The sequence below is a fragment of the Blastocatellia bacterium genome, assembly GCA_035573895.1.
GTDB lineage: Bacteria > Acidobacteriota > Blastocatellia > HR10 > HR10 > DATLZR01.
The window spans coordinates 14,432-37,970 of sequence record DATLZR010000044.1; the positions used below are offsets into that span (position 1 = coordinate 14,432).

Sequence of the window (23,539 nt, forward strand, 5' to 3'; positions counted from 1 at the left end):
CAACACGGGAGCGCGAGTCCGTGAGGTGATCGGGAAGATGCAGGCCCTTCGGAGCGTCGGCACGAAGGTGCGCCTTTGCAGATGACTCAATCCCGTATGACGGTGCTTGATCCTGCCCCGCCCGAGTTGTGGGATCGCGTCTGCAATACCTGCAGCTACGCGACCTTCTTTCATACGCGCACCTGGGCGGAGCTTCTGGTCAAGGCGTTTCCCGAGTGCAAACCGGCCACCCGCGCTTACATCTTCGACAACGGGACCGTGGCCGTGCTGCCGCTTATCGAGCGGCAGGCGGGCCTCAAAGGATTCTTCCGCTCGTATGAATCGGTCGCTCCCGGCGTCTATGGCGGACTCATCGCTGATGGAGATCTCTCGCCCGCGCAGGTCGAGAGCGTCTACCGGAGTTTGCGTGATGGTCGCACGGCGCAGGTGACCGTCATCGGTAATCCCTATGCCCCCTGGACGCTGCCCGAGGCGTTTCGCACGTCGCTATTGTTCACTCAATCTCTCCGGCTCGATGGTGAATTCAAGGATGTCTGGCAGAATTTCTCCCGAGGCAATCGGAGCAACATCAGGAAAGCCCTCCGCAGCAATCTCGCCATTGACATTGCCCAGCGCGAGGAGGATTACTGGGAGTACTACAACGCCTATCAAGAGACGCTTCGTCGGTGGGGGCCTCGTGCTACCAGCCGCTATCCGGCGGAGTTGTTCCTCGCTCTGCGCACCTGCGATCCGGCCCAGGCGCGACTCTGGCTCGTGCGCAAATCGGGCGTGATTATCGGGGGGATCGTGGTCTTCTATCACCAGCGCCACGCCGTCTACTGGCACGGCGCCTTCATCGCCGCCTTCTTTGAATACCGCCCGAGCAATCTCGTTCACGCCGAAGCCATTCGTGATGCCTGCGCCCGGGGCTTCCAGTGGTACGATTTCAATCCGAGCGGCGGTCATGCCGGCGTCGTCCGTTTCAAACAATCGTTTCACCCACAGGTTCTCTATTTTCATGCCGTGACGATTCCCGGCAGCCGCTGGTATCACCTCTACGCGCGCTGGCGCAACCGGTTGCTCGGGACGTGGTCGAGAGCGAAGGCAACTTCGGGTCAGGATGATCCTTCCGCGCCCGATGCGCCATGAAAATCTCACCGCGGATGAACACGCCTGGGCCACAGATCATTTGCACGACCGCACAGCTTCCGGGTCTGCCCCCGAGGGAGCGCGGACGTCCTCATTGTGCGACTCCATTTTTTCTGAGGGATTCTATGACCGTCAGAGGTGTCGTCCTTTTTTGCCGCCGCTTGCTGGCTGAAGCTCGCCGGCTCTATTACGAGGAAATTGTCCTCGATCGCCTTCGGTCGAGCAGCCGCCAGGTGACCATTGATCGCAGCGCGCGAATCATCCGCCCGGACCGACTGACGCTTGGTGAGGGCGTTCTCATCCACGCCCACTCTTTGCTCTACTGTTCGGGCAGCGCGCCGGACGAACGCAGCCACGGACGGATCGTTCTGGGAAATCGTGTGGAACTTGGCTGGGGCTGCATTCTTCACGGAGGCGGGGCACAGATCATCATCCGGGATGATGCCATCATCGGAGCCGGCGCCGTGCTCGTGTCGGAGATGTACAGCTATGCCGATCCCACGCGCCCGGCGCGACAGCAACCCAAGATCATGGGCGATATTGTCATCGAAGAAAACGCCACCATCGGCGCCAACGCCGTCGTGCTTCCCGGAGTGACCGTTGGCCGCAGCGCCATCGTCGGAGCGGGCGCCGTCGTCACCACCGATGTGCCGCCGTTCTCCGTCGCCGTGGGGGTTCCCGCTCGCGTCGTGAAACAACGGCATGCGGACGAACACCTACGTCCGTGATGGCCCTCTCCCTTCGCCGAGATATGTCGCTCGCGGTCCGAACAACGACGGGGATTCTCTGGTCGGGAGGCGCTCAGTTTCTCCGTCAGATCCTGCAGATCGGGATCACGGCCGTTCTGGCGCGATTGCTCGCGCCCGCCGATTTCGGGCTCATCGGCATGGTCGTCGTTGTGACGGGATTTTTGAGCCTCTTCGGGGAGCTGGGACTGGGGCCGGCCCTCATCCAGAAGAAGGACCTGAGCGACGATCATCTCTGGACCGCCGTGACAGTCAGTCTCCTGAGCGGGTCGGCCCTCATGTTGCTGACGATGGCTGCCTCTCCGTTGATCGCCGGATTCTACCATGAGGCTCGCGTGGGTTCCGTCGCCCTGGCGCTGGCCTTCACGTTCCCCCTCACCGGTTTGGGCGTCGTCCCGCTCAATCTCTTACAGCGACGGATGGATTTCCGGAGTCTGGCGCTCATCGAGATCCTCTCGGTTGGCATCGCCGGAGGCGTTGCCGTCACACTGGCCCTTCAGGGAAAGGGGGTCTGGAGTCTGGTCGGACAGACTCTCACGGCGGTATTCACCAGCAGCGTGCTCGGCTGGCTCGTCGTGCGGCAGCGACCGACTCTCTCATTTCATCGCGCAGCCTTTGATGACCTCTTTCATTTCAGCGCACCGCTTGTCGGTTCCAATCTGCTCACCTATTGTGCCCGCAACGTTGACAATCTCCTCATCGGGCGATTCCTCGGCGCGACGGCTCTGGGATATTACGGGCTGGCCTATCGGCTCATGCTCTATCCGGTGCAAAACGTCTCGTGGGTTTTGAGTCGCGTTCTCTTCCCGGCTTTTTCTCACCTCCAGCAGGAGAGGGAGCGCGTCCGCCAGGGATACCTCCGCGCCCTCCGATTCATTTCACTGGTGACGTTTCCACTGATGGCCGGGATGGCCCTGGTCGCGCCGGAACTCGTGCGCGTTCTCTACGGCCCGCAGTGGGATCGCACGGTCGGACTTGTGCGCATTCTCAGCCTCGTGGGGGCGCTCCAGTCCATCGGGACGACCATCGGGCCGATCTGCCTGTCACAGGGTCGCTCGGATGTTCTTTTTCGCTGGAATCTGCTCTCGGTGCCGATTGTCTGCCTGGCCCTCGCCCTCGGTCTTCGCTGGGAGATCGAAGGCGTGGCCCTGGCCTATGCCTCGGCGAGTCTGGCCCTCTGGTACACATCGCATGCCATGACCAATCGCCTGATCAATCTCCCCATGTCCGAGTTCTTCCGCGCCCTCGCTCCAGCCGCTCTGGCCACAACGATCATGGCCGGAGTTGTTGGAGTGATGAAACAGGTCCTCGTGGTGCCGAGCCAGGTGACTGAAGCGAAAGCTCTGGCACTGTGCGTCGGGGTCGGAGCGATCGTCTACGGCCTCGTGCTCTTACTCGCCGGACCGCAGATTCTCCGCGACGCCATCGCCCTGGCACGACAGCTCGGCCGAGAGCAACGCTCTCTCTCCTCAGCCGAACCGCTTCCCTCGCCACACTCGTGCCGGGATGCCACCACTCCGATTGTCGCTCAGATCAAGCCCGAGTATCTGCCGTTGTCGGAAACCTTCATCTACGAATTCTTGCGCGAGCTGAAGGCGTTCACCCCCGTCGTTCTGGCCGAGGATGTGAAGAATCTCGATCAGTTCCCCATTCCCCATCTCGTTGGTGTGCGCACGCGCGAGCTGTCGCTGTGGGAAAGGACGTCGGACAAAGTAATGGGGACGCTTCTCGGCGTGAGATCGGTGCGGGCCTACAGGTACTATGAAGCGATGCGCTCCCTGCAGCCGACCGTGATCCACGCCCATTTTGGGCCGACGGGGGTGATGGCGATACCGATTGCCCGCACGCTCGGCCGTCCCCTGGTGACGAGTTTTTACGGCTACGATCTCTCGGCCCTCATGCGCCAGCCCGAATGGCAACGGGCCTATCAGGAACTCTTCCGGTGCGGCGATCGCTTTTTGGTCGAAGGACCGTTCATGCGACGGCGGCTCATCGGTTGGGGCTGCCCGGAAGAAAAAGTCCGAATTCAACGCATCGCCATTGACCTGGAGCTGTTTCCCTTTCGCCCGCGCCGGTGGAACCGGGAAGCGGTCATCCTGCTTCAGGTCGGACGGCTCGTCGAAAAGAAAGGATACGACGATGCGCTGGCGGCGTTTGCCGAAGTCCACCGCCGCTATCCCCGCACGGAATTTCACATCATCGGGGATGGCCCGGACCGCGAGAAACTCCGGAGGCGCATTCACCAACTGGGCCTGGGCGAGGCCGTGAAGCTCCTCGGTTCGATGAGCCGCCGGGACTACATCGCTCATGCCGAGCGATGTCACATTCTCATCCAGCCGAGCGTGACGGCGGATAACGGCGATGATGAGGGCGGTGCTCCCACCGTCCTTCTGGAGATGCAGGCCTCGGGAATGCCGATTGTGGCCACGCGGCACGCCGATATTCCCCACGTCGTCGTCGAGGGAGAAAGTGCACTGCTTGTGCCGGAACGCAACCCGACGGCGCTCGCGGAGGCGATCCTGACGTTGCTGGATGCCCCGGAGCGATGGGAGCAAATGGCCGAGGCGGGCCGGGAATTCGTCGCTCGCTATCACGACATACGGATCGAGGCGAGAAATCTGGAGAGGATTTACGCTGAACTGTGCGTGCCGGAAAGCGCGGCAATGTCTGCCCGCCGCACCAGTTCATCATGGCGCGATCTATGAGCGTGACGGGACGGGTGCTGTTCATCGCGCTGGCCTTCCCGCCGCACCCCGGCAGCGGAACGCTCCGATCCGCCAAGTTCGTCAAATACCTCGGCGCGTTCGGCTGGCAGCCAGTTGTGATCACGCTCGACTGGGAGAGAGTGCTTGAGCCGAGCGGGCTCGACGCATCCTTGCTCGAAGATGTTCCCGCTCACGTTCCCGTCTATCGGCTCGACCCGTTTCATCCCGTCCTTCACCTGAAGCAGATGATACGGCCGCCCTCGCCACCTCCGGCGGACCGACCGATCGTCACGGAGTCGGAAGTCCCTCTGGAGGAGCAGGCCCATTCGTGGTTGTATCGAGGATTGCGGAGCGTTTACCACGGATTGCTCGCTCCCGTCGGAGATGAACACTTTTACTGGGCCTGGCGAGCCGTGCCTGATAGCATCGAGATTGCTCTGCGTCATCGAGTGGACGCGATCTTCGTGAGCGTGAGTCCCTGGACATCGGGATTTCTCGGCCTCATGCTCAAGACGATTCTTGGCCTGCCCCTCGTTGTGGACTTTCGCGATTACTGGACGCTTTGGCCAATCAAGGCGCGACGACCCGTGCGCGACCGGCTGGATGCGCTGGCCGAACGTCTCCTCCTCCGGACGGCGGATCGGATCATCTGCGTTCACCAGGCGATGGCTGAGGATTTCGCCGGGTTGCACCCCCGGGCTTCTGCCAAATGCGTCGTCATCCCCAACGGTTACGATCCGGAGGATTTCCCCCACCTCGGGCCGATGACGCTCACCGGCCAACTGTCTCTGATGACGATGACCGATGCCCGCCACGATGAAGGAGGCGAGCGGGAGCGACCTTTTCCCTCCCCTTCTCCGACACGCGGGATGGCTCACGAGCCGCCCATGATGTCTTTGACTTCGGCGGGTTCGCCTCTGCCCTCTTCCTGGCCGCCCCGCACGTCGCTCGTTCACACGGGCATGGTCTGGGGCGATGCCGCCGGAGCCTTTCTCCGCGCTCTCGCTCAGCTCAAGCCGGAGGGCATCGAAGCGAGGCTGCACGTTCGTTTCGTCGGGGGATTGCCCCCCTCAAACATCCGCTTCCTTCGAGACCATCAGCTTGACTCACTGGTGACCGTGGAACCTCGAACGACACATCGCACGGCTCTCCAACGGATGAAGGCAGCAGATGTGCTGCTGCTTTTACTCACCAGCCACGAGGGCGGGCGCAAATGGTATCCGGGAAAGCTCTTCGAGTACCTGGTTGCAGGAAAACCGGTGCTCGCTATCGCTCCGCCGGGCATCGCCACGCAGCTCATCGAAGAGGCGGGGGTGGGAACGAGCGTTGACCACACAGATACCCGGCAACTGGTCGAGATGATTCGCTGGATCGCTCACCACCCCGACGAGTTTCGAGAAAGGTTTTACCACCCGCAGCCGTCGGTCATCGCTCGTTACGACCGGCGGCGGTTGACCGAACGGCTGGCCGAGACGCTCACGGAGGTGCGCTTCGGAATCGAACGATCCGATGTCTCGCGATGACCTGAGGAGACCACTGCGGGTTGTGCATCTCTCGCCGACGCTCTTTGGCGAGGAGTTCATCACCGGGGGCGGCGAACGGTTCGTCACCGAGCTGGCCCGCGCGATGTCCCGTCTTGTTCCCACGCGGCTCGTGAGCTTTTCCGAGAGCGCCGGAGAAAGAAGCCGTCTTCACGACTGTCCCGGCTCCGGTCCCGCGACGGGCTGGAGAGCGACGGCGGGGCTCGACGTTCAACTCTTCAAACCTCTCGCCTTCGTTCGTGGCCAGAAGACCAATCCATTGAGCTTCCGCTTCCTCCGCGCACTGGCCGATGCCGACGTCATCCATTGTCATCAGTTTCACGTCCTGGCCACGACGCTGGCACTCGCCTACGGTCGGCTGCGAGGCAAGCGCCTCTTTGTGACCGATCTCGGCGGCGGCGGATGGGACCTCTCCTACCACTTCGATCTGGGCCGATGGGTTGACGGATTCCTCCACATCTCCGAATTTTCCGCGCAGCAGGCGGACGCACGCTACCGACGGAAGAGTCACGTCATCTACGCGGGCGTCGCCGTTGAAAAGTTCCGCCCGACCGGTCACCCCAAGCGTCCAGTCGTTCTGTTTGTCGGACGACTGCTTCCCCACAAAGGGATCAACTATCTCATCGAGGCGATGGATCCCCAAACGGAACTGCGGATCATCGGTCGTCCCTGGGAACCTCACCTGGCAGCAACACGGTCGGAAGAATACCTCGCGCTTCTTCGTCGCCTGGCAACAGGAAAGAATGTGCGTTTCATCTTCGATGCCGATGACGATCAGTTGGTCGAGGAATACTCAACGGCCCTGGTGACGGTCTTACCGTCAGTCTATACCGATGTTTTCGGCCAAACGCGGCCAGCACCTGAGTTGCTCGGACTCACGCTCCTGGAATCACTGGCCTGTGGCACGCCGGTGATCGCCACTCGCGTGGGGGGAATGCCGGAGGTCGTCGAGGAGGGCGTGACGGGATTTCTCGTCCCCCCCAACAATGTTCGGGCGCTCGCCGAACGCATCGCGTGGATCAAGAATCATCCCGGCGAAGCTCAACGCATGGGTGAGCGCGGTCGCCGGCATGTCGAAGAAAAGTTCACCTGGGATCAGGTCGCCCGCCGCGCTCTCGAAATCTATCAGCACGCCCTGGCGGCAACGGGGTCACGGTGAAGCCATACGGGTTTTATAGCCTCTCCCGCTCATCGCGTCAGGAAACCTCATCTCACGGGCTGGAAGGGAGGCGAATCCTGCTCCCATACCATTCAGGACGGAGGACGCGGCCTGGGGACTGAAGGCCCTCATGTGTCCCTGCTTGACGGGCTCGGAAGTCGCTTGATAGGCTTTGGCCGTCAGGAGTCGGGCAATGTGAAGCGCGTTTTATGCGAGAAGGCGACCTGAGCGGAAGAGTGTTGAAGGCGATCCGTGGTCACTATTGGGTTGAGACTGACCGGGGGACCTTTCATTGTTATGCCCGCGAGAGCGTGATCAAGAATCTGAAGTCCTCACCCCCCATCGTCGTGGGCGATATCGTCACGCTGCAGGTGACGGATGAGCCGAAGAAAGAGGGCGTGATCGTTGATCTGCAGCCCCGTCGGACGAAGCTCTCGCGGAAAGTATTCACCGGGGCCCGCGAGGTAGAACAGATTGTGGCCGCCAATATTGACCATCTCGTGATCGTCACCTCGGTGGCTCAACCTCCGCTTAAACCGGGGTTGATTGACCGCTATCTCGTCGCAGCAGCCAAAGGCGATCTGGCTCCCATCATCTGCATCAACAAAATTGATCTTCTGCCTCCCCCGGAGGCGAGAACCGGCGACCGGGAATCGCTTCTCACTCAGACTGAGGACCAGGCGCTTCTCGAACAGGTCCTGGAGGTCAAAACCCTCTACGAGCAGTTGGGCTATCCCGTCGTTCTCACCAGCGCCAGGACGGGCGAAGGGATTGACACGCTCAGAGAGCTTCTCCGTGACTCGACGGCCATTTTCGCCGGTCATTCGGGGGTGGGGAAGTCCTCGGTGCTCAAGGCTCTCAATCCCGGCATGAAGGTGAAAGTATCCGAGGTCAATCCCCGGACAGGTCGAGGCCGTCACACCACGACGGCGGCTCAACTCGTTCCCCTGCCCGGTGGCGGATACGTCGTTGACACGCCCGGCATCCGCCAGCTCAGTTTGTGGGATGTCACTCCCGCCGATGTGCGCCGCGCCTTCGTCGAGATCGCCCGGTGGAGTCATCAGTGCCGATTCAACGATTGCTCGCACACGGTCGAGCCCGAATGTGCCGTCCGCGAGGCCGTCGCCTCCGGCCGCATCCACCCGCGTCGGTACGAAACGTTCCTCTCGCTGCAACAAGAAATCACAACCGAGGAGGAGTGAGTCCGCGCGGCGATGTGAGGGATTCGCGAGGGGACATCTCCCCTCGCTTCGTGGAATCGCCTTTTTCATCGCATCGCTTTTTCTTACTCTGGCTTGCTGAGGGGTAGGGGACGGTGATAGCATTGCTTTCACGGAGGAACCCATGAATCGAGTGACAACCAGCGTTCTGACCGTTATCCTCCTGCTCGGCTTTGTGGCGGCCACGGCCATGCCGGGATTTCGGGCCTCCGGTGATTCTCAAGCGGGACGGCGTCCGCCCCGGCGGGAGCGACCGGTTCCGCCGCCGAGTGAGGAGAAAACGCCGCCCGCCGCAGAGAAGAAGGAAGCGGAAAAAGAAGTTGCGGCTCCACAATCGGGCCAGGAACAAAAGCCCCCTCGAAAGGAGGACATCCGCATCGAAGGCGAGCCCATTACGCTCACCTCGGAGCTGGTGACCGTTCCGGTCGTCGTCTTCGATAAGAGGAACGGGCGCGTCTACACGGGATTGAAGAAGGACAACTTCACCGTCCTCGAAGATAACGTGAAGCAAAACATCGTGACCTTTGACGGGGAAGAATCACCGATCACGCTCGTCCTGCTGCTGGAATACAGTCGGCAAATCGAATGGTTCCGCGAAGAGGTCATCAATCCCGCCGGGCTCTTTGTGACCCGTTTCGTCAAACCCGGTGACTACATTGCCATTGTCGCCTTCGACATCCGCCCGGCTGTTCTCACCGATTTCACCGATAACGGGGGACGGTTGCGCGAAGCCGTTTATCTGCTCATCCGCAACCTGCCGGCCTTCAGCGAGAGCAATCTCTTCGATGCGCTGAATTTCGTCCTGCGCGGGGGGACGCTCGATGGCGTCGAGTACACGGGATTACAGGAGATCGAAGGGCGCACGGCGGTTTTGCTCGTCGCCATCGGCATTGACACCTTCAGCAAGATTAACTTCGACGACGCGCGGCGGATCGTAGAGAATGCTGGCGTCCCGATCTATGCCATCGGCATCGGCGAACTGGCTTATCTGTTGCTGGAAAGCCGGCTGCCGCCGGAAGCGCGACTGACGTTTCTTCAGGCGCAGAATACGTTGAAAACGTTCGCCGAGGTCTCCGGCGGCCGCTTCTACAGCGTGCGATTTCAAGGGGCGTTGCCGTCAGTGCTCGAATCCATCTCCGTCATGCTGCGCACGCAATACACGCTCGGCTACGTCCCCACCAACACCCGGCGCGAGGGCAAACGGCGAAAGATCCAGGTCCTCGTGGATGTTGACGGCGACGGCAAACCGGATAACGAGCGACTGGAAGTTCAGCATCGCCGGAGCTACGTCGAACCCAAGCCCGAGAAAAAGAAGTAAGCCCATCCCCGACCGGTCACCGAGGGGGAGTCGGCCTCCTCTCCGATGACCTCAGGGGAATATAGTCCACCACGCCGAGTTCATAGTAACTGCGATAGTCGCCGGCATCGTGATGGCGGAGGAAGTTCTCCATGTATTGCAGCAAAGTCGTGATGTAATAACCGGGAAGAGCCTCCGGGTGTTGATAACCAAAGCCCACGAAGCTACGGATGATAAGACTGCGATGATCGCGCGGCAACGTTCGCACATTCTCGGCAAAAGCGGCGAGCGCGTCCTGCTGGAGCAGATAGTATTCGACGTTGGAGGTGTAGAAGACCGAGACGACCTCCCCGATCTGCCGAAGGTAATCGCCGATGGCCCGCAAGGCTTTCGGACCAGCGAAATCGCCGGTCACCGGAATGATGAGATCTCGTTCCTGGAGTTGCTTGAGGAATTGAAAACTCTCCTCCGAGGCGAGAAAGTTCCGCTGGCGTCCGCTCAAATCGGTCTCCAGAAGCAACTCGCGGAGCGTGGGGAACGTCCGCCAGGACCGACGAGAGTAGGTCTCGTAGCGGATGTCAAGACCGGCCGCGTAAAAACTCCCGAAGATATACTCGATGCGTTCGCGATCGGTGGGGGTCAGGGGGAATTCGACGCGCTTTTCCAGATACTCGAAGACCCGTTTGAGCGTGGCCTGAAAAAGAGCGGGACTCGGTCGCGCCCGGTCAATCGCCGCCACGAGATCGTTGACCGACGCCGTCTCCCACTGCCTGAGCGATCCTTCCAGAGGCCGGCTGCAGAGCAACGAGAGAAACTCCGCGCGATTCCGCGCCAGGACGAAGAGAGCCTTGTAGAGCAGATGTTGCAGCCGATTGTCCCGACGAATGTCGAGAATGAGCGCCCGGGTCGGTCGGATGGCGGCAATATAGGTGAAGTTCTGTTCCGGCCCGACGCCGATGTAAACGCCGCCGCGCACCTGAAGCTCATCGAGCTTGTTCAACACCTTCTGATAGCCGGTCTCGTTGGAGACGAGATTATCGCTGGGGAAATATCCGCCCTCTTCCGAGAGGGCATCACTCAGTTCAGCAAACGTCGGTCGCTGCTGAACGATCACCCGGGGGGCACACGCCCCCGCGCCGATGCCGAGCAAAATTCCAACGACCAGCAGCGCCGCTGTGATGCGTCCGTGAGCGCGAGAAGCCTTTCTCATCGTGCTGCCATCCCCTTCCCTATACATGGCGCGAGTGTAGCCCGAACTCCGTAACGGAATCAAGCGGCACGAAGGCTGCGCGTAGCAGCCGCATGAACGAGTCCCGGAGAAGCGACCTGTCCCAAGCGAGCCATTGGACGCGTCGCTTTTTCTCGCCCTTCTCTCCCCGCCAGGTTGGGCTCATCCTCGGGGCCTGGGCCCACCGTCGTCAGGCGGCTTTCAGGGGAAAGCCCCACGGGATGGTGTGCTGTCGTGATATGCTATACTTGTGAAGTCATGACAATCGGCTTGACACCGATGGTGTTTCTGATCGAAGAGGCGAGAGAACGCCGGCTCGAAAGCCTGCGCTACAAGGGGGGACTAATCCTATGATGACGGCTCAGGAAGCCGAGAGAGTTACGCTGGAACGACGGCTTCGGATGTATCAAGCCCGTGACGCTATCATCAATCGGTTGAATCCCGAAGCCCACCAGCTCATTGATCTGGACGTCTTTTTGCGAGCGGCGGCCTCCGAACTGGGGAAGCTCATGGAGGTGGATCGTTGTAACTTCCTCGTCCGCTCGCCTTCGGGTGAGTTGCGGATCGAGTACGAGTATCGCGCCGACGACTCCATTCCCTCGATGCTGGGATTGAAGGTCCCCACCGACATTCAGGCACTCAATGGCAAACTGGACCTTCGTCGTTCCATCGCCATCAACGATACGGCGGCGCTGACGCTGGATCCTCTCCTGGCCAAGATCGTGGAGATGACGGCCACGCGCTCGCTACTGATCGTCCCGGTGGTGCTCAAGTCGGAGGTGCTCGGCCTCATCGGACTCCAGTACTGCAAGAAGCCGCATTCCTGGTTGCCCGAGGAGATCAGCTTCATCGAATCCATTGCCCGGCAGGTCGCCATCGGCTATGCCTACACCAAGCTCTATTCGGAGAAGGAGAAAGAGGCCAACATCAATCGCGTCCTGCTGGAGATCGCCAACGACATCAACACGAGCGGAGATTTCCTCGATGTCACCGGCTCGGTCATTGACAAAGCGGTGGCGCTCATCGGGGCCGACGTCGGTTGTTTGGCCGTCCTCGATGCCAGCGGCAAGCATCTTCATTTTGATCTCGTGCGGGGACCGGGGCGGGACAGGTTGCGGGTCGAGCCGCTCGATGTGGAAGATCACCCGATGGTGCGAGCGGCGTTCGAGGCGAGAAAACCATTGCCGCTGGCGTCTTCCGATGGCGGCGATCTGGCCGACTTCTTCCTCAATGTGCTGTTCTCCGGAGCCACGTCGGCCCTCATTGTCCCCATCATCATTCGGGACCGAGCGTTTGGATTGCTCAACCTCATCTGGCTCAGCCGCCCGCGACAGTTCACCCGCTATGAAGTCGAACTGGTCGCCGGGATCGCCAATCAGATCGCCATCACGCTGGAGAAGGATCAACTGAGCGCTGAGGTCGTTCAACTCCGTCAGCAGCTTCGCGGCACGCGAGCGCCGGAGCCGATCATCGGGGTGAGCGAGAAGATCAAGAAATGCATCGAGATGGCCATGCACGTCGCCGACAGCCCGACGACCGTTCTGCTTCAGGGCGAATCGGGAACGGGAAAGGAGCTGATCGCCGACCTCATCCACTACAACAGCCCGCGCGCCAACAAACCGTATATCAAGATCAACTGTGGCGCTCTGCCCGAGACACTGCTGGAAACGGAACTCTTCGGACACGAACGCGGAGCCTTCACCGATGCTCGCAGCCGACGCATCGGCAAGTTCGAGGAAGCCAATGGGGGAACGCTCTTCCTCGACGAGGTGGGGGAGATGAGTCTGAGCGCTCAAGTCAAACTCCTGCGCGTGCTGCAGGACGGAGAGTTCACCCGCATCGGAGGCAATCAGGTCATCAAGACCGATGTGCGCATCATTGCCGCCACCAACGTCGAACTGATGAAGGCCGTCGAGGCCGGGCGATTTCGCCTCGATCTCTTCTACCGGTTGAATGTCTATCCCATTCGGATTCCGCCGCTGCGGGAGCGGCCCGAGGATATTCGTCCGCTCGTCATTCACTTCATCAAGCGCTATCAAAAGAAGTCGGGCAAGCGCATTACGGGAATTACGGAGAAGGCCCTGGAACTGCTGGAGAGATACACCTGGCCGGGGAACGTGCGCGAACTGGAGAACGCAATCGAACGAGCGGTGATCCTGGCCTCGGGACGGATGATCACGGTGAACGACCTGCCGGAGACCATTCGCGGCAACCAGCAGGAATCGAGCCTCGCGGCCGCCGGCCTCGATGTCGGCGCTCCGGTGGAAGAGATGGAACGGCGCGTTCTTCTGGAGTCGCTCATGCCATCGCCGGGAGAGCGACGGGAGTATGTCTACCCTCTGGCGATGCACTTCCTCGACCTCTACCGGAAGAAGCTGGGCAAGTCGGTCACGGGACTGAGCGAGCGCGCCTGGGAAGCGTTGCGGCGATATGACTGGCCGGGAGGTCTCCGCGAGCTGGAAGCCGTCATCGAACAGGCGGTCGCCACCACGACGGGAAATCTCATCACCGTCAGCGATCTCCCTCAGGCCCTCCGTCCGCTGTCGGCCGATGCCCCTCAGACAACGCTCGAGCTGGAAATCGGGCTGCCAATGAGCGAGGTCGAACGCCGGATCATTCTCCAGACGCTTGATTTCACCGGCGGCGATAAGACCAAGGCCGCCCGCTTGCTCAAGATCGGTCGGAAGACGCTCTATCGAAAACTGGAGAAGTACGGCGTCCTCCGGGAAGGATCATCCTCCCCGCGGTCGTCTCAGTGACGCGCGCTCTCCACCAGCCGCGCGGCGTGAGCGATGTAGTGAATGCCGGAGAACAGCGTGACGGCAAACGTTACTCCGTAGAGCCATCGAAGCTGGTCGAGGAAAAGGCCCCAGGTATTGGCCGCGAGAACAACTGTCACGGTGAGAAATTGAATGCACGTGCTGACCTTTCCCGGCAGGCTCGGTCTGAACTCGCGAAAGTTCGTCGTCAGGAAAATGGCCGCTGCTCCCAGCACGATGAAGAGATCGCGGCTGATGACGATCACCGTCAGCCACAGGGGGATCGGGCGATAGGTGTGCCCCGGCAGCGTGAGAATGACAAAAGCTGTCACCAGCATCACCTTATCGGCCACCGGATCGAGGATGCGCCCGAGCGATGTGCTCTGGTGCAAATAGCGGGCCGTCAGACCATCGAGCAAATCGGTGATCGCCGCGATGACGAAAACAACGATGGCCGTGGAGAGCTTCTCTTCAACCGTCAGCAGGGCGAAAACGGGAATCAAAACGAGGCGGATCAGCGTGAGAATATTGGCGACGGTCATCACCTCGGTCATTCCCGCCTCAACTCGATGAGCGTGATCTCCGGACGGCAGCGATAGCGGAAGGGGACGATCACCGTCCCCAGGCCGCGATTGACATAGATCTGAGTGCGGGCCTGTTGCCCGTATCCTCGGAGATAGGGCCAGAATCGCCGTGCTCGTCTCCGCCACGAGGGGATGTTGATCTGACCGCCATGCGTGTGGCCGGCCAGAACAAGCGCCACTCCGGCGGCAGCAGCCTGCCAGATGATGTTGGGATTGTGCGACAGCAGAATGATCGGCCGGGTCGAGATCGCTCCCTGGAGAGCCCGCTGGAGATCGTCTTCGCCCAGCGTCGCATCGTCCACCCCGGCCAGCGTGAGCGCATCGCTCTTTTTCCGGAGTTCCGTGTGAGCATTTCGCAAAAGCTCGATCCCTCGCCGCCGAAAAGCCCGCTCCAGCGCTGCCGCATCCGTCCAGAAATCATGATTGCCGAGGACGGCATAAACCCCATCGGGGGCACGCAACTCCCCGAGCACTTCGGCGCATCCCCCAATGTACCATCGTGAGTGGCTGACGTAATCGCCCGTGAGGACAATCAGGTCGGGCTCCAATCGGTTGGTTAAAGCGACGGCCCGAGCAATGTACTCGGCTTCGACGAAGGCGCTATAGTGAATGTCCGAAAGGTGAACAAGCGTGTAGCCGTCAAATTCCGTCGGAAGATCGGTTACGCTGATCCGCTGATAGGTCACCTCAATATTGCGCGTTTCGTTCAGCAGCGTCCGCGCCAGCTCCATCGCGCTGGCCGTGATCCCCAAAACGGTTCGCGTTCGTTTCCGTGAAAGGGTTCCTTCCGAAGAAAAAAGAGACCACCGCCGCAGCTCTCTTGCGAGACGACTCTCGCCGTCTTCCCGATGGCCATGTATCCCTCGTGGCATTCTCTTTCCTCCATCCACCGAGCGAGCCGGGCCAGGCGAGCCCGTATTATGAACTCGGACGCGCCTCTCCGGCAAGAGGCCGGGGGAGTTTCAGGTGCACGTCGCAATTGTCGAACTCAATCCCAGAGGCCAGCCGGACCATTTCTTCGGATGCTCGTGTCCTTTCCTCCGTCTCCACGCGCCTGGCTCCTCTTTGCTGGCCCTTCCGGGACTGACCACGGCTTGACCGTCTTCCGGTGATCCTGCGGTGAAGTCGTGACCCCTCGGGCAAACCGCTGCCCTCACGGTCGGGAGAGTGTCTTCAGGATTTGCTGGGCGAGCGGGTTATCCGGCTCCAGGGAGAGCGCCCGCTCCGCCCATCGTCGCGCCCGATTCTTCTCTCCTTTTCGCAGATACGCTTCGGCCAGTCCGATATAGGCCGGCAGATGTCCCGGATCCACCTCCACCGCTTGTGTGAACTTCTCGATGGCTTGGTCGAACCAACCGTTGTCCATGCAGAACAGTCCGTAGTTGTAAGAGGTCATCGCCTCGGTCGGACGGAGTTGCAGGGCCTGGTCGAAAACGGCCTTCGCCTGACTGACGTGACCCATTTGCGCGTAGGCAATGGCCAGCAGGTTGAGCGCTTTGATATTGTGCTGATCGGCAGCGAGGCTCTGTCTGGCGAGCTGCACGGCGTCAGCAGCAGCTCCCTGGTGATATTTGATGGTCGCCAGATAGAACAAAGCCTCGCTGTGACGTGGGTTCATGTTCAGAAGCATCTGAGCGATGGCAGTGAGTGATTCCCAATCGGCAGCTCCTTCATAGCAGGCAGCGAGTTGTTCCACCGCTCGAAGAGGAACTGACCGAGGAGAAGTTTCGACCAGGGGACGGAGCACACGAATACATTCCGAATAGGCCCGCTCATCGAAGTAGAGTGCCGCCAGCGCGAGTCGGGCTGCGAGATTGTCCTCGTTTTGCTGGAGAAGATCGCGGAAGAGGCGTTTGACCTCCGCCCGCTCATCGCCGGAACGGGCCGTGCGGCGAAGACCGTCCAGGGCTTCGGCGGCCCGGGGATTCCGCTCGAGAGCTTTCCGATACTGCTCGAATGCCAGCCAGGGACTTTCAGCGAACTCGTACATCTGCCCCCTGTTCTGAAAATTCACCCAGGTTGCCTGAGCATGAACCTCCCGCACGACCGGCGGGAGGGGAACGACCCTGGGAAAACCAACAAGCTCCCGGTAGTTCGACTCGCCGGTCCGGGCATGCATGTAGCGCGGGCTGGAAAATTCCAGCACCGGATGGTCGTCGCTGTTGGGCGGCACTCCCGCGGTGAAACGGTTCACGTCGTCCCCCTCCATCACGTAGAGGCTCAGGAGGCTGTCCAGATCAAAGATGGCGATCTTCTTCAGATCGTCGCTCACTTCTTTTCGCCTGAAGGCGCGCTCGAGTCGTTCTCGATGCAGCTCGAAAGAGCGATCCTTCGGGCCGAGCAAAAGCAGATCATTCTCATTGAGCGCCCACAGGCTCGCGCCCGGAAAGACTTCCTGGAAAGCCCTCAACACGCTTTTGAGATCGCGTCCGGACATGTTATAGCTGTGAAGCCACTGGCAGAAGATTCCCCGATCCGTCAGTCGAGCGTATACCAGTTGAAAGAACTCGCGGGTGAAAAGCCCGCTCACGCCGGCCATCCAGGGATTGGACGGTTCGGAGATGATCACATCGTACGTTTCCGCGGTCAGCAGGAGATGATTCCGACCGTCAGTGATGATGAGCCGCACGCGCGGATCCTCAAGAGCGCGTTCGTTGACATGGTGGAAAAAGCGCGACGCTTCGACGACCTCCGGCGACAGCTCGACGACGTCCACCCGACCGATGGGGTGCTTGAGCGCCGCATTCAGCGTCACGCCGCTGCCGAGTCCGATGATGCACACCCGGCCAGGCGCCTCGGCCACAAGCAGAGGCAGATGAGCCAAAAGTTTTTGCGTCGTCATATCGCCACCGCTATCGCTGGCGTCTACCTTTCCTTCGATGGCGAGCGTCATCTCGTCGCCCTGTCGGCGGACGGAAACCGTCGCACTGACGCCCTCTTTGTAATAGACCAGGTCACCACGTGTGAGCAGCAGATCCAGATTCGCACTCTCAGCATAGAGGGCATATTTGTAGGCTCCCGCCGAAAGAAGCTCCGGATCCCATCGTGGGGAGAATCCGTAGCCCAACAGAGCGATGGCAAGAAGGAGCCCGCTCCCGATCCAGTCCCACCGCCGACGCGTGCGACTGATGAGCAGCGCCAACAAGCCGATGAGAAGATTCAATCCAACACCGGCGTGGAAGGTTCGCTCGGTGCCGACCAACGGGATGAACAGGAATCCGGCCAGCAGCGATCCCGCGATGGCTCCGACGGTGTTGGCGGCGTACCCGTTCCCCAGCTCTTCGCCGAGTCTCCTTTTCTCTCGGACGTAGAGTTTCGTGGCGATCGGAAAGATCATCCCCATCAGAAGCGTAGGAACGAGCAGAAGGCCAAAGAGAAGCCCAAAGTGAACCGCCTGAAGCCGAACAAAATCCTCGGCATATCGGCGGACCACTCCGGCCAGGACAAGCGGGAGGCGATTGAGGACAGGCAGAAGGGCCAGAGTGGTCAATCCGATGAGCATCTCCAGGGCCGAGAGCCGACAGCACAGAAGAGACCAGCCATCTTCTCGCCCACCCCAGCGATCCACTCTCTTGGCTGCAAGAAAACTCCCCAGGGCCAGGCCGACGATAAAGGTCGTGAGCATCAGGCTGAAAGCATAGACCGTCGGTCCGACAACGAGACTCAAAGTCCGCGTCCAGGCCACTTCATAGAGGAGGGCAACGCACCCGGAGAGGAAGAAGATGAGTAGCACTACCCTCAGCCGCCAAGAGGCTGAACCCGGCGGCGTGATCCCTGAAGTGGTGACGATCGGCAAAACGTCATTCGTTCTGTCCTTCCCCGGCACCGAAGACGCCGCCTTTTCGCTCTCCCGTCGGGCGGGCCGCCCCTCCCGGTCAAAGGAAAGGACTTCGTCGTCGAGAGGATGGTTCGTCAGAGGCAGACTCTGGGCGATGCCCAAAACCACGAGGCCCAGAACACCATTGGTCGCGCTCGCCATCCACAGCGTCAGGCGAGGTCCTAACCAGGGCAATAAGACGAAGCCGGCACTGAAGCTTCCAAGCGCTGCGCCCACAGTGTTCAGCGCATAGAGTCGGCCCACTTCCAACCCCACCCGGTCGAACCGATCCCGGCAGAAAAATCGGCTCAACACAGGCAGGGTTCCTCCCATGCAGGTGGTGGGGAGGATCAACAGGAGAAAGCCCACAGCGACCCGCGCCAGATCGAGCATGTAACCGGAACCCGACGCATGCCGGTAGATGAAAGCGAACAGCGGTTCACACCCGGAGATCATCCGAGGGAGAAAGACGGCATACAGTCCAATGACAATCTCCAGCAAACCATAGAGCCGGAGAAGGGATCTCCCACTGCGCATCCGATCGGCCAGCCGCCCCAGCAAGAAACCGCCGAGCGCCAATCCGGCCATGAAAGCAGCCACCACGGTGCTCACGGAGAAGACCGTGCGACCGGTGATCAAGGTGAAGGCTCGCACCCACAGGACTTCATAGACGAGGGCGCATAGGCCCGAAAGCAAAAAGCAAACCGTCAGAATCCACCGGATATGGACTGACCAACGTACCACGGCGCCACCCTTGAATTGGCTCGCACTGAAGCTTAAATAAGCGCTCCCGACGCCGTCAACCGCATTGGTCTGGGACGAACCGACAGCCGGTCGCACACGGAGCCTGGCCGGCAATGGGATGCATCTCAAAACGACATCTGAAAGGTTGCGTGGGGAGGGCGCGTCCAGAGGTCCGATGGTGTGCCGAGCGTAACCCGGGTTCCGTCAGGGGCGGCAGGGAGAGATGCCTGAGCGGAAAATGATGAGCGAATGGCGCTTCCGTTCAACCCCGCTCTCATACGGACACGGACGGATTCGTCGGAAAATTCACGGACCCACAACCGGGGCTTGGAATTCCCGCTTGACAAGCCGCCCGGTTTGTCTAAAATACCCGGCATCCCGATCAAAAACTAAGGAGGTGAGGTATATGTGGAGGCGTTGTGTGGTGGTACTTCTCGCGGTGATGATTGTTGCACCCCCGGCGTTTCTGTGGGCGCAAGAAATCACCGGCTACATCAATGGGCATGTCGTAGATGAAAAGGGTGATCCTGTAGCGGGGGTCAAGATTACGCTCACGAGTGCGGTCATTATGGGTGAACGCACGACTCAGACCAACGAACTCGGTTCCTATGTCTTCGCGGCGCTCCCCCCAGGATTGTACACGCTGAAGTTCGAAGCGAGCGGCTTCAAGACGGTCATTCGAACCGATGTGGAAGTTAAGGTTGGATTCACGGCGACGATCAACGTGACGCTAGAAGTCGCGGCGCTTCAGGAAGCGGTGACGGTCGTAGGGGAGACCCCTGTGCTGGATGTGACGACCACGCAGGTCGGGATCAACTATACCGAGCGGTTGTTGAAAGAACTGCCGACGGCCCGCGACATCTGGGTGACATTGGCGATGACGCCCGGCATCACCATGACCCGACATGATGTGGGTGGGGCGACGGCGGGAACTCAAACCGGCTACAGGAACTACGGAGCTTCGGGCCAGAACTGGCCCAACATTGATGGCGTCATCACGGCGGAAGGTTCGGCAGCGGCGGGATTCTATTACGACTTCGGCGCGTTCACCGAGATGCAAATCGTGGCCGGGTCCAAGAGCGCCGAGGTTCCCGTCCCGGGTACCTTCATCAACACGATCATCAAAACGGGAACCAACGAGTTCCACGGCGAACTCTACGTGGATTACGAGACCGAGCGGTTCAACTGGGATAACCTGAATGATCAGTTGCGGGCGTTGGGCTTTGTCCGTCCTCAGAAGATCAAGCTCTACAACGACTGGAATGCCAACGCCGGGGGACGCATCATCCGGGATAAGCTGTGGTGGTTCGCCTCCTGGCGCGATCAACGCAATCACGCGGGGGCCCTGGGTTTTGTCTCTCCCAAGGGTGAAACGGACCTCTTCCCGACGCGACTGCAAAACCAGACCATCAAGCTGACCTATCAGCTCACGCCGAACAATACCATTCATTGGTTCGCCCAGGGAGGACGCAAGATTCAGCCCTACCGGAACTGGCTGGCCAACATTCCGGATCGCTTCACTGCACCCGATGCCGTGGCCAATCAGGATTCCTGGTCCTGGGCCGGCAAGGTGCAGTGGGTGGCGACGCTCTCGCCCAAGATCCTGCTGGATGTCAATGTCGGCCACATGGGATATGACTGGCCCCAACGGCCTTACAGCCATCGGCCACGACAGCTCGATCTGAACAATTCGGCCTTTCAGATCGGTCCACCGGAAACGGCGTTTTTCCTCAACGAGCAACGACGCTGGCAATGGCAGGGGAGTCTCTCCTGGCGCGTGGATAACTTCCTCGGCGGCAGTCACAACCTCAAGTTCGGTGCCTGGCGATTGCTGGAATTCCGACGGCGCATCGAGTTCGGCGTGTGGGAGGGCAATGCGCAGGACACCGTCTACGTGTTCCGGGGCTGCACCGGCGTTGCCCCGAACCTCTCCTGCGCTACGGCCACTCCCGTGGAAATTCGCCAGTACAACTATCCCTGGTTCTTCCATCAGGGATTGCACACGACGGCGTTGTTCGCTCAGGACGGCTGGGAGCTGGGGCGTCATGTCCGGTTGAATCTCGGCGTGCGTCTGGATCGCTATCGGAACTTCTGGAGGGATCAGAAACAGCCCGCCGGACGCTTCCAGCAAGAGTTCGTCATTCCCAAGAATGATGACGTCACCCACTTTACCAACGTCGCTCCGCGATTGAGCTTCACCTGGGATCTGTTCGGTGACACGAAGACCGTGCTGCGGTTGAGCTACGGACGCTACTACTTCAATCCCAGCACCGATCTCGTTGATCTGGTCAATCCTTCAACCCGGACGTTCAAACGCTACTCCTGGAACGATAAAAATGGAGATCGAGATTGGTCGCCGGACGAGCTGACGCTGATTGCCGTCGTGGGAGGTCAGAATCGCACGCTGGATCCCGACATCAAAAACTCCTACACGGATGAGTTCACCGCCGGTTTGGAGCGGGAGCTATTCCGCGACTTCTCTCTGCGCTTCAACTTCATCCGCAAATTTGAGAAAAGGCGCTGGAACAGCTTCCCCCTGAATGCTCCTTTCTCGGCCTATAACATTCCGGTGACGGTGACGGATCCGGGGCGCGACGGTCAAACCGGCACGGCGGATGATCGCAAGCTCACCCTCTATGATATTGATGACCACACTCGGCTGACCAATCCTCGGTTCCTGGTCTCGAACGATCCGGGATTTCTCAACAACTATGTGGCTTATGAGATCGAAGCCTTCAAACGGATGTCCCGTCGGTGGATGATCGTGACCGGCTACACCATCGAGAAGCTCAACGAAGGCACCAATGCGACTAATCCCAATGCGCTTCTGAACAGCACGCGCTCGACCTGGGAGTGGCTCTTCAAGCTGCAGGGCATTTACGAGCTACCGCGGGGCTTCCAGATCAGCAGCATCTTCAAGCACCAGCGGGGTGATCCCTATCGGCGGACGCTCAGCGTCACGTTGCCCAATTTGCGAACGGTCACCGTTTTTGCCGAAGGGTTCGACACCGGTCTGCGGCTGCCCAACGTCAATCTCTGGGATCTGCGGTTCACCAAGCGATTCCGCATCGCCGAGCGTCATCGGGTAGAGGCATCGCTGGACATCTTCAACACCCTCAACGCCAATACGACACTGACGCTGGTGACGACGACGGGTTCGCGCTTCGGTCAACCGCTTTCGATTTTGCCGCCGCGAGTCGCCCGGCTGGCGTTCCGCTATTCGTTCTAGGCCGGGCGATAACCGTGTCGCCGGGCGTCGGCGGCCTGACCGCCGCCAGGACCGCCGACGCCCCCAGATGAAGATGATCTCGATGAGAGAATCGGCCATGTGCCATGGCACACCACGAGGGATGAGAATGGACCTCCCCGTCCGCGAATGAAAAGCGCCCACGGATGTTCCTATCCGTGGAAATGTTTCATCCGCTGGCAGGGATTTTGAGGAGGGAAAAGTGCGACGGAGGAAGAATCGGCTCGTCCACGCTGAAACGTTCCTTGCGCTGCTGCTTTTATTCGTTCCATCCCTTCAGTTGGCGGAGAAAGACCCGGACGATCTCCTCTCCACATTTTCCATCGTCGCCTATGATCCCGACAACAAAGAGTGGGGCGTGGCCGTGCAGTCGAAGTTCTTTAACGCTGCAGCCATCGTTCCCTGGGCGAAGGCCGGCGTCGGCGCCATTGCCACGCAAGCGTTCGCCAACTACTCCTACGGCCCGGAAGGACTCAAGCTGCTCGAGCAGGGGCTCAGTGCTTCCGAAGTCGTCAAGAGATTGACCGAGGCCGATCCCGAACGCGACCGGAGGCAACTGGCCGTCATTGACGCGCGGGGCACGGTGGAAACCTTCACCGGATCGAAGTGCACGCCCTGGGCGGGAGCCATCAAGGGGAAGTATTACAGCGCCCAGGGAAATATCCTCGTCGGCCAGCAGGTCGTTCAGGCGATGGGAAAAGCCTTCGAGGAAACCAGAGGTGATCTGGCTGACCGCCTCGTCGCTGCACTGGCGGCAGGGCAAGCCGCTGGAGGCGATGCGCGCGGAAAGCAATCGGCTGGCCTGCTGGTCGTACGAGCCGGAGCCGGGTTCGCGGGAACGGATCGCTACATTGATCTGCGCGTGGACGATCATCCGGAACCGATCGAAGAACTGCAACGCCTGCTCCGCCGCTACCGGTTGACGCTGAAACTTTATCGCGCATTCTCCCTGGAACAGGAGGGAAAGATCACCGAAGCCATCCGCCTCGTTCGAGAGGTCGTGGAAAAAGATCCTCAGGACGGCGATGTGCACTATCGTCTGGCGGCGTTGCTGGCCAGGACGGGAGACAAACCGGCGGCTCTCGCGGAACTGGAGAAGGCGCTCACGCTCAACCGCCCCCTGGCGCTCCTTGTCACGCATAACCCGGCATTTGACAGTCTCAGAAATGAGCCCGCCTATCAAAAGTTGATGGCGGGAAGGTAGCCGGTTCGACGACCCTGATTTCAGTCGCGCACATACGGGTGACTCTCACGGCGCACTTTCGGCCCAAGGAAATGGCTCTTCCTTTGCCGTTTCCGGAGGATGCTCTGCAACGAGAAAGGGTCTGCTCCCTGCCTGGCAGGGAAAGGACTGAGTCAGTCGC

The 23,539-nt window shown here is 60.4% G+C and carries 14 protein-coding genes; 10 read left to right on the plus strand and 4 right to left on the minus strand.

Annotation, left to right across the window (positions count from 1 at the left end):
• Nucleotides 1-81 precede the first annotated feature (81 nt).
• From VNM72_05005 to VNM72_05035, 7 genes are all read left to right on the plus strand, one after another.
• The gene (locus VNM72_05005) at nucleotides 82-1,128 is read left to right on the plus strand and encodes a GNAT family N-acetyltransferase (GenBank protein ID HXF04758.1); all 1,047 of its coding nucleotides are present in this window, start codon (nucleotides 82-84) and stop codon (nucleotides 1,126-1,128) included.
• Between the two features lie 125 nt (nucleotides 1,129-1,253).
• On the plus strand, nucleotides 1,254-1,856 hold the full coding sequence (locus tag VNM72_05010; protein ID HXF04759.1) for an acyltransferase: 603 nt from the start codon (nucleotides 1,254-1,256) through the stop codon (nucleotides 1,854-1,856).
• Nucleotides 1,856-4,579 carry an MOP flippase family protein gene (locus VNM72_05015; protein HXF04760.1) on the plus strand — a complete coding sequence of 908 codons (2,724 nt, stop codon included), beginning with the start codon at nucleotides 1,856-1,858 and terminating at the stop codon, nucleotides 4,577-4,579. Before VNM72_05010 ends, VNM72_05015 begins: the two co-directional genes overlap by 1 nt.
• Complete coding sequence (locus VNM72_05020; protein ID HXF04761.1) at nucleotides 4,576-6,102, plus strand: glycosyltransferase; 1,527 nt, start codon at nucleotides 4,576-4,578, stop codon at nucleotides 6,100-6,102. The genes VNM72_05015 and VNM72_05020 overlap by 4 nt, the downstream gene beginning before the upstream one ends.
• The gene (locus VNM72_05025; GenBank protein HXF04762.1) at nucleotides 6,089-7,279 is read left to right on the plus strand and encodes a glycosyltransferase family 4 protein; all 1,191 of its coding nucleotides are present in this window, start codon (nucleotides 6,089-6,091) and stop codon (nucleotides 7,277-7,279) included. The genes VNM72_05020 and VNM72_05025 overlap by 14 nt, the downstream gene beginning before the upstream one ends.
• 209 nt (nucleotides 7,280-7,488) lie before the next feature.
• Complete coding sequence (gene rsgA / locus VNM72_05030; GenBank protein HXF04763.1) at nucleotides 7,489-8,481, plus strand: ribosome small subunit-dependent GTPase A; 993 nt, start codon at nucleotides 7,489-7,491, stop codon at nucleotides 8,479-8,481.
• Between the two features lie 142 nt (nucleotides 8,482-8,623).
• Complete coding sequence (locus tag VNM72_05035; GenBank protein HXF04764.1) at nucleotides 8,624-9,817, plus strand: VWA domain-containing protein; 1,194 nt, start codon at nucleotides 8,624-8,626, stop codon at nucleotides 9,815-9,817.
• 16 nt (nucleotides 9,818-9,833) lie between these two features.
• On the opposite strand, the gene VNM72_05040 is transcribed toward VNM72_05035, so the two are convergent.
• Nucleotides 9,834-11,006, minus strand: a complete 1,173-nt coding sequence (locus VNM72_05040; GenBank protein ID HXF04765.1) for a hypothetical protein — start codon at nucleotides 11,004-11,006, stop codon at nucleotides 9,834-9,836.
• 368 nt (nucleotides 11,007-11,374) lie between these two features.
• On the opposite strand from VNM72_05040, the gene VNM72_05045 reads away from it, so the two are divergent.
• Entirely contained in the window at nucleotides 11,375-13,783 is a 2,409-nt protein-coding gene (locus VNM72_05045; protein ID HXF04766.1) for a sigma-54-dependent Fis family transcriptional regulator, read from the plus strand.
• Here VNM72_05045 and VNM72_05050 read toward each other — a convergent pair.
• The 3 genes from VNM72_05050 to VNM72_05060 all read right to left on the minus strand — a co-directional run bounded on the left by VNM72_05050 (nucleotide 13,777) and on the right by VNM72_05060 (nucleotide 18,928).
• Nucleotides 13,777-14,337 carry a CDP-alcohol phosphatidyltransferase family protein gene (locus tag VNM72_05050; GenBank protein HXF04767.1) on the minus strand — a complete coding sequence of 187 codons (561 nt, stop codon included), beginning with the start codon at nucleotides 14,335-14,337 and terminating at the stop codon, nucleotides 13,777-13,779. The two genes, VNM72_05045 and VNM72_05050, sit on opposite strands and share 7 nt — an antisense overlap.
• The gene (locus VNM72_05055; GenBank protein ID HXF04768.1) at nucleotides 14,334-15,239 is read right to left on the minus strand and encodes a metallophosphoesterase; all 906 of its coding nucleotides are present in this window, start codon (nucleotides 15,237-15,239) and stop codon (nucleotides 14,334-14,336) included. Before VNM72_05055 ends, VNM72_05050 begins: the two co-directional genes overlap by 4 nt.
• Before the next feature lie 281 nt (nucleotides 15,240-15,520).
• Nucleotides 15,521-18,928: a fused MFS/spermidine synthase gene (locus VNM72_05060; protein HXF04769.1), complete on the minus strand. Its 3,408-nt coding sequence runs from the start codon at nucleotides 18,926-18,928 to the stop codon at nucleotides 15,521-15,523.
• Nucleotides 18,929-19,349: 421 nt separating this feature from the next.
• Between VNM72_05060 and VNM72_05065 the strand changes: the two genes are divergently transcribed.
• Together VNM72_05065 and VNM72_05070 are read left to right on the plus strand one after the other, a co-directional pair.
• Nucleotides 19,350-22,157, plus strand: a complete 2,808-nt coding sequence (locus VNM72_05065; GenBank protein ID HXF04770.1) for a carboxypeptidase regulatory-like domain-containing protein — start codon at nucleotides 19,350-19,352, stop codon at nucleotides 22,155-22,157.
• A gap of 220 nt (nucleotides 22,158-22,377) precedes the next feature.
• Nucleotides 22,378-23,379 carry a DUF1028 domain-containing protein gene (locus tag VNM72_05070; GenBank protein ID HXF04771.1) on the plus strand — a complete coding sequence of 334 codons (1,002 nt, stop codon included), beginning with the start codon at nucleotides 22,378-22,380 and terminating at the stop codon, nucleotides 23,377-23,379.
• The last annotated feature ends 160 nt before the right edge of the window (nucleotides 23,380-23,539 follow it).